Here is a 10,454-nt window from a genome sequence, read left to right as displayed (position 1 = left end):
TAAAAATAAAAGAATAACATTATGTATTAGATAAATAAAACTTCATATATTTGTGGCATTATAAGTAAGCACAAAAAAATAAATAGTAGAAAATGAAAAAAACAACGTTTTTTCTAATGGTATATTTAAGTTCACACTCTTTTGCTTATGGACAAGATACCCCTAAGATGAGATACGAAGATAAAATCAGAATTAGAGAAGCCATCAATATTTCCAAACAAATGGGAGAAAAAATTTGGAATGGAATAAATAAAGTTCCTTTTGTGATATTACTTGTAACAGACAGCCTTGAATTTTTGGTTAATCACCCTTATCCATCGGATGATTTTAAACTATCAGAAGATGATAAAATATTGAACACAAAAATTCTATACAGAAAAAGACTATTTCCCGATTTCTATTTAGCTACCTTTCCAGCGGTAAATGGGGTGAATTGCATCGTTGTTGGAACACCTGAAAAAACAAACAAAAACTCATCTGATTGGACAATTACCTTATTACACGAACATTTCCATCAGTATCAATTTACTTCACAGCACTATTATGACGAAGTAAATGCATTGAATTTATCTGGTGATGACGAAACCGGAATGTGGCAATTAAATTACGCATTCCCTTATGACAATTCAAATGTTATTGAACAATTCAAAAAATACACTTCCGCATTACTCAAGGTGATTTCTAGTATAGAAAAGAAGTCTTTTAAGAAAGATTTTAGAAACTACTTAACACAAAGGAAAAGACTTAAAAACGCACTAAGTCCTTCTGATTATCGCTATTTTTCGTTTCAAATATGGCAAGAAGGTATTGCAAGATATACTGAATATAAATTCATAAAAGCGTTAGATAATTATACCCCGACGCCCGAGATGGCACAGCTAGAAGACTTTACACCTTTTAACAGCTTGAAGGACAAGTTTTATTTATCTGAGTTAAACTCTATAGCGACTTCAAAATTGGAAAAAGATAAACGCGTTAGTTTTTATGCTATCGGATTTGCAGAGGGTATTCTACTCGACAAGCAAAATCCAATGTGGCAGGAAAAATATTTGACTGATAAATTCTATATAGAAAATTACTTCAACAATGAATAGACAGCCTTCTGCCATCACAGGATAATCGTATCAAAATCTCAAAACAAACATAGCTTCCTAAAAACAAGCGATTTAAACTAACAGACATCCACATCTGTTTTTTTACTATTTTTGCATCGGGATGCTGCATAAAACAAAGGGAATTGTATTACACACCCTTCCGTACAACGACAAGTACATTATAATAAATATGTACACGGAAGAATTCGGGCGCATTTCTTACATGGTGACGAACTCACGCCGTAAGAAGGCGAAGATTCCGCATGCTTTCCTGATGCCTCTCTCCGTACTCGATATGGAGGTGGAACATCTGAACAACAGAGAAATCCAGCGCATCCGTGAAGCCCGACCGGCCTTTCCGGCGATGCAGCTCCATCAGCATCCTGTAAAAAACGCCGAAGTCTTATTTCTGTCCGAAGTACTCTACCGGGTCATCCAGGAAAAAGAAGCGAATAAGCCTCTGTTCAACTATCTTTATCATGCCATCCGTTGGCTCGAAATCGCCGACGAAGGCATCGCCAACTTTCATCTCGCATTTCTATTCCGGCTATCGAGCTATCTCGGTATCCATCCCAATAAAGAATTGTATGCGAAAGGACAATATTTCGATATGTTGAATGGTACGTTTTCGGACACCCTTCCCGAACATAATCACTATTTAGATAAAGAGGAAAGCCTCGTCTTCGCCCGCTTGTTAAAAATGAATTTCCAAAACATGTCGATATTCAGTTTTTCCCGAACAGAGCGCACGCGTATCATTCGACATATTCTTGATTATTACCGTCTTCATTTATCCGATTTCCCAGAGATAAAATCATTCGAAGTGATGCAAACCCTTTTTAATCAATAAAAAACATTAAACCCTTTCAAGATATCCAAGCGAGCATTTGCATTTTTACCCGAAAGCAAGTATCTTTGTAACGATTTATAAAATTCACTTGTATGAAAGCGATTTTATCAACATTAATTTTTACATTTTTAAGCATTACACTTATGAGTTTTGAAACACCAAAGCTTCCCTATGCACAGAATGCATTGGAACCTGTAATCAGCCAGCAGACAATTGAATATCACTACGGTAAACATTTACAGAACTATGTAAATACATTGAACAAACTTATAGTAGGTACGGAATACGATGGAAAAAGCATTGTGGAGATTGTTAAAACAGCTCCCGACGGTGCTATTTTCAACAATGCCGGTCAAGCGCTGAATCATGAACTTTACTTCCTGCAATTCAAGCCTCAGACAGAGCATAACGCTCCTAAGGGCAAACTTGCCGAAGCCATCAATCGCGATTTCGGTAGCTTCGAAGACTTCCGAAAGAAGTTTACGGAAGCATCCTTAACCTTGTTCGGATCGGGATGGGCTTTCTTATCCGTCGACAAAGAAGGTAAATTAGTGATCACACAGGAAGCCAACGGCTCCAATCCGGTACGGAGAGGATACACTCCGATCTTCGGTATCGACGTGTGGGAACACGCTTACTATCTGGATTACCAGAACAGACGCGCCGACCATATCGAAGCGGTATGGAGCATCATCGACTGGGAAGTGGTAGAGAGCAGAATGAAATAAAGACAGATCGCATCAGTAGGGACTACCGGCCGACGGTTAAAGCGGTTGGCCGGTCTTTTAAGAACCGGTTCTGTAGTTCAATGGATAGAACGGAAGTTTCCTAAACTTTAAATCCGGGTTCGATTCCCGGCGGGACTACTTTCAGAAGTTGCAGAGCAACAAAACAAAATCATAAAACGTCTTGGCTTTTTCTAGCCGAGACGTTTTTTATACACACCGTATCGAAACGGTTTTTCCAACATACATGCCAACCGACGCATCGTTTGCAAAGACTCAACCATACCTACAAATATCCCCTTTCTACCTCTTCTATGGCATGGACAAAATAAAAGAGACCAGACCTTCCTCACGGTTCATTTATGAGTGCGTCATTCAGGTCGTATATGTAACGTATGCGAAATAACTTTTTAACAGAGAATCCCCCGCAATCATTAGGTATATTCATAAAAAAAACAATACCTTTACACCCGCAAAACAAATGTGAAAAACAAGTGGTTATAACAACAAATAAAAACAGATTAAGTAGAAACAATTATACGAATCATTAACCAACATATTTCTATGAAACGAGACAATGTAATTTTTGAAATTATCGAACGTGAACATCAACGCCAGTTGAAAGGTATCGAGTTGATTGCTTCGGAAAACTTCGTAAGTGAACAGGTGATGCAGGCCATGGGCAGTTACCTCACCAACAAGTATGCCGAAGGATATCCCGGGAAACGTTATTACGGAGGCTGTGAAGTGGTAGACGAAAGTGAAAATCTGGCCATTGAACGGCTGAAAAAGCTCTTCGGGGCCGAATGGGCTAACGTGCAGCCACATTCTGGAGCACAGGCGAACGCGGCCGTCTTTCTGGCAGTCCTGAATCCGGGCGATACGTTCTTAGGCTTAAACCTCTCGCACGGAGGGCATCTTTCTCATGGTTCGCCGGTAAATAGCTCAGGTATCTTGTATCGCGCCGTCGAATATAATGTAAAAGAAGATACGGGACGCGTGGATTACGAACAGATGGAAGAAGTGGCATTGCGCGAGAAACCGAAATTGATTGTCGGAGGAGCTTCCGCTTATTCTCGGGACTGGGATTATGCCAGAATGCGTGCGATTGCCGACAAAGTCGGCGCATTGCTGATGATCGATATGGCACACCCGGCCGGCCTGATTGCTGCCGGTTTACTGAACAACCCCCTGCCACACGCCCATATCGTCACTTCAACGACGCATAAGACCCTGCGCGGCCCGCGCGGTGGTGTGATTTTGCTGGGCAAGGATTTTGAAAATCCATGGGGCAAGAAAACACCGAAAGGCGAAATCAAAACCATGTCTCAGCTGCTCGATTCAGCCGTATTCCCCGGTATTCAGGGCGGTCCGCTCGAACATGTGATTGCCGCCAAAGCCGTGTCATTCGGTGAGGCGCTTGAACCCGAGTACAAGACTTATCAAACACAGGTAAAGAAAAATGCAGCCGTGATGGCACAGGCTTTTATCGACAAGGGCTACAAAATCATTTCGGGAGGAACGGACAACCACAGCATGCTTATCGACCTGCGTACCAAATTCCCCGAGTTGACGGGTAAGGTAGCTGAAAAAGCGTTAGTTGCCGCCGATATTACGGTAAACAAGAATATGGTACCGTTCGACAGCCGTTCGCCGTTCCAAACGTCGGGCATCCGTATCGGTACGCCGGCCATCACTACACGCGGAGTAAAAGAGCCGTTGATGGGTGAGATTGTCGAGATGATCGACACCGTACTCTCCAATCCCGAATCGGAAACAACGATCGCTTCCGTACGCAGCAAAGTGAATCAGAAGATGAAAGACTATCCGTTGTTTGCATGGTAATCCTCCGGAACACAAATTCAATTATTATATTATTGTATGAAGAAATTATTTTTATCCGTAGTGATCGGCGCATGCTGCCTGACGGCGTGCGACAATAAGCAACCGGTCACGAATCAGCAAAGTTACAATCAGGGAATCAACATCATTCCTCAACCGCAAAGTCTGGAGCAGGGCGAAGGTTCTTTTCAGCTGAAAAAGAACACCGTTTTTTATGCACAGGACGCCGGTGCCCGGACGGTTGCCGAGTTTATCGCCGGCAAGCTCAACCTCTCGACCGGCTTTACACTGCAAGTGACCGACCAGGAAACGGCATCGAACGCGATCGCGTTACTGATCGACGAATCGGTAGAGCATGAAGAAGGTTATACACTGGAGGTGACGAAAGACAAGGTCACGGCTAAGGCGCGCACCCCACAAGGGTTGTTCTACGCCATGCAGAGCTTCCTGCAACTGCTGCCCGCCGAGGTGGAAAGCAGCACAACCGTCGATGGTATGGCATGGGTGGCTCCGTGCGTAAACATTCAGGACGCCCCCCGATTCGGCTACCGCGGAGTCATGCTCGATCCGTGCCGTCACTTTATCCCGGTTGAGAATGTGAAGAAGCATATCGATGTTTTAGCCCTCTTCAAAATCAACCGCTTGCACTGGCATCTGACCGAAGATCAGGGCTGGCGTATTGAGATCAAGAAGTATCCGAAGCTGGCGGAGATCGGGTCGAAGCGTATCGACGGAGAGGGTACAGAATACGGCGGTTTCTACACTCAAGAAGAGATCAAAGAAATCGTAGCCTATGCTGCCGAGCGCTTTATCACCGTCGTTCCCGAACTGGAAATTCCGGGACATGAACTAGCAGCCATCGCAGCCTATCCGGAACTTTCGTGCAAGGGCGATTCCATCACGCCGCGTATCATTTGGGGCGTCGAAGACATTGTCATGTGCCCCGGAAAAGAAGAGACTTTCCGGTTTCTTGAAGACGTAATCGCCGAAATGATCCCGCTGTTCCCAGGCACCTATTTCCACATCGGCGGAGACGAGTGTCCCAAGAGCAGCTGGAAGCAATGTCCGCTTTGCCAAAAGCGTATCCGCGAAGAAGGTCTGAAGAACGAAGAAGAGCTGCAGAGCTACGTAATCCGTCGTATCGAGAAAGTGCTGAACGGACACGGCAAGCGTCTGATTGGCTGGGACGAAATTCTGGAAGGCGGTCTGGCACCATCGGCCACGGTGATGTCGTGGCGTGGCGAGGCCGGCGGCATTGCCGCGGCTAATATGGATCACGACGTGATCATGACGCCCGGGTCGGGAGGGATGTATATCGACCACTATCAAGGAGATCCGAAAATCGAGCCAGTAGCCATCGGCGGCAACGCGAAGTTAGAGAAGACGTACAGTTACAACCCGACACCCGACACCCTGATCAAGCTCGGCAAAGACCACTTCGTCAAAGGCGTTCAATGTAACTTGTGGTCGGAATACCTGTACACGACCGACATCTTGGAATATCGCGCTTATCCGCGTGTGCTGGCGCTAAGCGAGATTGCATGGACACAGCCCGAGAAGAAAAACTATAACGACTTCTTGCGCCGGTTGGACAACGCCTGCGTACGTCTCGACGAACATAAGGTTAACTATTACATTCCTCAGCCCGAACAGCCGAACGGATCATGCAATTTTGTGGCGTTCACCGATAAGGCATCGCTCGAGTTTACGACGAACCGCCCTGTCAAGGTCGTTTACACGACAGACGGCAACGATCCCACACCCGAATCGGCCATATACGAATCGCCGCTGGAATTTACGGAATCAGCCACGTTGAAAATCCGTTCCGTACTGCCTTCGGGAAAGATGAGCCCCGTGCGCACCATCACCGTAGAGAAGCAGGCACTGGCACCGGCCAAAGAAGCAGCTGCGGCCAAGCCGGGTTTGAAGATGCAGGTAACGGACGGCATGTTCCTCGAACCGTCGAGGTTGGCGGATGTTACCGACTGGAAAGCATCGACGATCAAGAGCCTCGGCGAAATCACGAAAGTAGTTAAGAGCAGCGAATCGATGCGCGGAGTGAAGCAATATGCCGCCATGGCCGAAGGCTATGTGGACATTCCCGAAGACGGCGTCTACTACTTCTCGTCCGACCTCGAAGAGGTATGGGTCGACGGTCGGAGGCTGATCAGCAACACCGGCGAAACGAAACGCTTCTCGCGTCGCGACTGTTCGGTAGCGCTGGCCAAAGGACTGCACGAGTTCAAGGTAGTCTTTCTCGGACACATCATCGGCGGATGGCCTTCAAACTGGGGCGACGGTAGCGTAAAAATCCGCAAAGCCGATGCCGAAAAATTTGAAACGATTACTGAAAATCAGCTGTTCCACGAGTAAATAAATAGTGAGTTACTTTGCCGGAATCGCATTACACGTTTCGGCAGAGCAACCGCATTAAGTTTCCTGAAAAGAGAGCCGACTCAAAATGAGTCGGCTCTCTTTTTATCAGTATGGACTTTCAGTGTTTCAAGGTTCAGCCAACAAATCCGGAATTACTCCGCTTCTCTTCGCCTGTATTGCGAAGGAGAGATGCCGAACATTTTCTTAAAAGCGTGATAAAAGCCGGAATAGTGATCGAATCCGCAATGTTCGGCCACCTCATCGATGCTCCATTCGGGCTTGGAATCGAGTAATTGCTTTGCCCGTTTCATCCTTATTTGCATGACAAAAGCCACGGGTGTCTCTCCCGTCAATCCGGTTATTTTGCGATGAAACTGGCGCGGACTCAGACAAAGTTTGTCGGCCAGCGCATTCACGTCCAACTGTTGCTTGTCCATCAGCAGATAGACGGCATCAACCGTTTTGGAGAGGAAACGGTTGTCGGCATCGGTGTGCTGCACTTCGGCCTCCTTGCCTTCGGCCAGCGCTTTCGAAAACTTTTCGCGCAAGAAGCGACGCTGTTCAAGCAATTTCCGGATGCGCACACGCAGTTCGTCGCCATTGAACGGTTTTCCGAGATAGGCATCCGCCCCGGCCTCTAACCCTTTCACACGGTCGGCATCCGTCACTTTGGCCGTAATCACAATGATGGGCACGTGACTGATCAGTTCATCGGCACGTACACTCCGGCACACTTCAAGTCCGTCCATTTCGGGCATCATCAGGTCGGTGATCATCAGGTCAGGCACAATTTCGCGCGCTTTTTCCAGCCCGTGCTTACCGTCGGGTGCAAAGAAAATATCGTATTCGTCGGAGATTTGACTGCCGATATAGCGCGCCACGTCGTTATTATCTTCAATAATAAGCAAACGTGTACGATTCTCTTCGCCGGTCACACGATCTTCTATACTGCTTTCCTCCGTCGTTAAGGCAAAAATCGGTTTAGGTTCTCTGGTCTCCAATGGTTTCCATTTACCATCGCCATGCCGCCTCGGCATCCGCACGGTAAAGGTGCTACCCTTGTCCGGTTCACTCTTCACACTCACTTCTCCGTCGACCGACCGAACAATCTGCCACACCAATGCCAGTCCCACGCCGGTACCGATATTACCTCCTTCGTATTCCCCCTGATAGAACGGATCGAACACATGGGCGAGGTTCTCCTTGGGGATCCCCTTTCCGGTGTCAGCCACGGTGATGGTTACGTCATCGCCATCAGAGGTGACATTCACACGCACCCTCCCGTTGGCCGGAGTAAATTTGAACGCATTCGAAAGCAAGTTATTGAGTATCTTGTTCACATAATCAGGCACAAAGTCGGCCTCCACCGGTCTGTCGGTTACGTATTGAAGATCGATCTCTTTCTCGCGAGCATATTCGCGGTATCCGTCGATGATTATCCCGATAAATGCCGTCATGTCACCATGCCGCCAGTCCGGTTCGCCAAGTGCCGATTTCACTTTCGAGATGTCGAGCAGCTGGTTAATGAGCGCCAGCAGTTGATTGCCCTGCCGTTCGACGGCGCTTCCTTCAAGCCGTGTCTTTTCCGGCAGGCTCTCGTCTTCACTGATGTTTCGGCTCAAGCCGAGGATCACCGTGAGCGGTGTACGCAATTCGTGGGTGATGTTCGTAAAGAAACCGGTACGCAATTTTTCCACCTGCCGCATCATTCGCGAGCGCAGCCGTTGAAGGTGTACAAGATATATCAGGAACAGCACGATAGCGAGCAGCACGACGGCTACAATTGCCCCCACGAAGATGGAGACCCGCAGGCTTTCCCTGTGTTTCTCACTCTCCTTACTGATCTCTTCCGTTTTGTAAAGAGCGTAGTACTGTTCGATCATCTGCTCCGATTCGTGCCGGTACATCGAGTCGTTCAGTTCCGTATAGCGTTCCAGTTGCAGCAGCGCGCCGGGATCGTTCATATCACGCATCACCTTATAGGCCGCGTATCGAGCGTTTTTCTCCACATAACGGGCATGTACCTGCACGGCGTCGGAAATGGCTTGCCGGTATGCTTCGAGGGCCTGCTTGCGGTTACCGAGCGCTTCGTACACTCCGCCGAGCTGTAACGATGCAATAGCCAGCGACAGACGGTTACCGCTTTCCGTGAGTACGGGGATGGCTTCGTCGAGCAGCTGTCGTGCGCGGTCATATTCCTTCAACTGATAGTAAGCGCTTGCCATCTGACATTGGCGGACGGCAGCCTTGTGCGGACGGTTGCCCCCTATGTCGAGGCGGTATGCTTCTTCCGAAAATTCCAACGACTTACGAGGATCGTCGAGCTTCAGATACACTTCCGAAGCGATGCCTAACCGGATGGCGAGCACGCGGTCGCGGTTCAGTTCACGTTCTATGCCGATCGCTTTAAGGATCATATCCTTGGCCAGCTTCGGCTGTTTCATGGCAAGATAGAGAGTAGCCATATTGTTGAGCGAGCTGCTAATGCGTTCTTTGTCGCCCGACACCTCATCAAGGGTGTAGCTCTCTTTGACGGCTTCCAGCGCCCGGTGAAATTCGCCCTTGCGTTGAAGACATACGCTCAGCGACGATAGCAAGTCCGACAAAGCCTCCTCCCCTACGTATTTTTCGGAGTAAAAACTCCGTGCCCATTCGAAGCTGCGGATGCTCTCATCAAAACGGTTGAACAGAATAAAATATTCGCCCATATAGTAATGAGCATAAAATTCGATCCTTTCAGGATTTTCACCGGGAGCAAAAACGATCAGCGAATCGATCGAACCGTCTTGATACAACGTCTCGAGCAACCGGTTGGCAGCCATGATTTTCTTCTCCGTATCCCTTGTTTTCAGGAAGACATCGTATGCCTTTTCGATCTCCGAGGTGTTTATCCGCAATGATACGGCTAAGGAGTCGCCTGTGTAAGCCTGTAGCATAAGGGAATCTGTCGCTGCATGTCCTTCCCGATCCGATCGTTTGTAAATCTTATCGCACGAAAGAAACATAAAAAGAAACACCGATAAAGCGGTGAATAAAAAAGTGACGTTACTGTTGAACGGCATATCGACAATATCTATAAAATCAGGATAAAATTGTTTGTCCGCATCAAAAGTCGTAAATCCTCTCCTAAAAAACAAATTTTATTGAAGAATATTTTTTTCTTCTAAATAGCATCATGAAGTACTATCCCCATCACCCCTATATAAAAAGCTATTATACTGCCATTTGACAACCATCGATGTCCGATTTGAGCAAGTCGAGAATGATAAAAAATGTCCGATTTGAGCAGGTTTTTGTCCGATTTGAGCAAGTCCGATCACTCGAACAGAGGCTAAATTTGCAACAGAAAAAAAGATTCCGGCATAATGAAAAGGAAAAAAGAAAAACATGAAAAGAAGATCGACAAGGCGCTGCATCTTGCAGAAGAACGCATGGAGTTACTTGATACCATCAAGGAGATGGTGGAGACAGAAGTAGACAAGCAAATGAAGAAAGTATGCCGAAGAGTGAAGAGTGAAAAGTGAAGAGTGAAAAGTGAAGAGTGAAAAGTGAAGAGTGAAAAGTGAA

The 10,454-nt window shown here is 46.9% G+C and carries 7 protein-coding genes and 1 tRNA gene; 7 read left to right on the top strand and 1 reads right to left on the bottom strand.

What is annotated here, in order from left to right; genetic code table 11:
* Positions 1–92: 92 nt before the first annotated feature.
* The 6 genes from ACTTKA_RS11465 to ACTTKA_RS11440 all read left to right on the top strand — a co-directional run bounded on the left by ACTTKA_RS11465 (position 93) and on the right by ACTTKA_RS11440 (position 6,884).
* The gene (locus ACTTKA_RS11465) at positions 93–1,094 is read left to right on the top strand and encodes a hypothetical protein (protein WP_442725133.1); all 1,002 of its coding nucleotides are present in this window, start codon (positions 93–95) and stop codon (positions 1,092–1,094) included.
* A 121-nt stretch (positions 1,095–1,215) separates the two neighbouring features.
* Positions 1,216–1,944 carry a DNA repair protein RecO gene (gene recO / locus ACTTKA_RS11460; protein WP_442725132.1) on the top strand — a complete coding sequence of 243 codons (729 nt, stop codon included), beginning with the start codon at positions 1,216–1,218 and terminating at the stop codon, positions 1,942–1,944.
* Between the two features lie 92 nt (positions 1,945–2,036).
* Positions 2,037–2,672, top strand: a complete 636-nt coding sequence (locus tag ACTTKA_RS11455; RefSeq protein ID WP_442714259.1) for a superoxide dismutase — start codon at positions 2,037–2,039, stop codon at positions 2,670–2,672.
* Positions 2,673–2,738: 66 nt separating this feature from the next.
* Positions 2,739–2,810 (top strand) — tRNA-Arg (locus tag ACTTKA_RS11450).
* 423 nt (positions 2,811–3,233) lie between these two features.
* Entirely contained in the window at positions 3,234–4,514 is a 1,281-nt protein-coding gene (gene glyA / locus ACTTKA_RS11445; RefSeq protein WP_442725131.1) for a serine hydroxymethyltransferase, read from the top strand.
* 36 nt (positions 4,515–4,550) lie between these two features.
* Entirely contained in the window at positions 4,551–6,884 is a 2,334-nt protein-coding gene (locus ACTTKA_RS11440) for a family 20 glycosylhydrolase (protein WP_442725130.1), read from the top strand.
* A 155-nt stretch (positions 6,885–7,039) separates the two neighbouring features.
* On the opposite strand, the gene ACTTKA_RS11435 is transcribed toward ACTTKA_RS11440, so the two are convergent.
* On the bottom strand, positions 7,040–9,823 hold the full coding sequence (locus ACTTKA_RS11435) for a hybrid sensor histidine kinase/response regulator transcription factor (protein WP_442725129.1): 2,784 nt from the start codon (positions 9,821–9,823) through the stop codon (positions 7,040–7,042).
* Between the two features lie 429 nt (positions 9,824–10,252).
* Between ACTTKA_RS11435 and ACTTKA_RS11430 the strand changes: the two genes are divergently transcribed.
* Complete coding sequence (locus ACTTKA_RS11430) at positions 10,253–10,411, top strand: hypothetical protein (RefSeq protein ID WP_442725128.1); 159 nt, start codon at positions 10,253–10,255, stop codon at positions 10,409–10,411.
* Positions 10,412–10,454 lie beyond the last annotated feature (43 nt).

Origin of the sequence: Tannerella sp. (genome assembly GCF_052170195.1) — a bacterium.
Classification (GTDB): domain Bacteria; phylum Bacteroidota; class Bacteroidia; order Bacteroidales; family Tannerellaceae; genus Tannerella.
The sequence above is the reverse complement of the archived record's forward strand: the minus strand, read 5'-3'. Positions and strand labels throughout refer to the sequence as shown.

Excerpts from the sequence above, each read along its gene's own strand:
- ACTTKA_RS11465 (WP_442725133.1), top strand. The coding sequence starts at position 93 with ATGAAAAAAACAACGTTTTTTCTAATGGTATATTTAAGTTCACACTCT.
- recO (WP_442725132.1), top strand. The coding sequence starts at position 1,216 with ATGCTGCATAAAACAAAGGGAATTGTATTACACACCCTTCCGTACAAC.
- ACTTKA_RS11455 (WP_442714259.1), top strand. The coding sequence starts at position 2,037 with ATGAAAGCGATTTTATCAACATTAATTTTTACATTTTTAAGCATTACA.
- glyA (WP_442725131.1), top strand. The coding sequence starts at position 3,234 with ATGAAACGAGACAATGTAATTTTTGAAATTATCGAACGTGAACATCAA.
- ACTTKA_RS11440 (WP_442725130.1), top strand. The coding sequence starts at position 4,551 with ATGAAGAAATTATTTTTATCCGTAGTGATCGGCGCATGCTGCCTGACG.
- ACTTKA_RS11435 (WP_442725129.1), bottom strand. The coding sequence starts at position 9,823 with ATGCTACAGGCTTACACAGGCGACTCCTTAGCCGTATCATTGCGGATA.
- ACTTKA_RS11430 (WP_442725128.1), top strand. The coding sequence starts at position 10,253 with ATGAAAAGGAAAAAAGAAAAACATGAAAAGAAGATCGACAAGGCGCTG.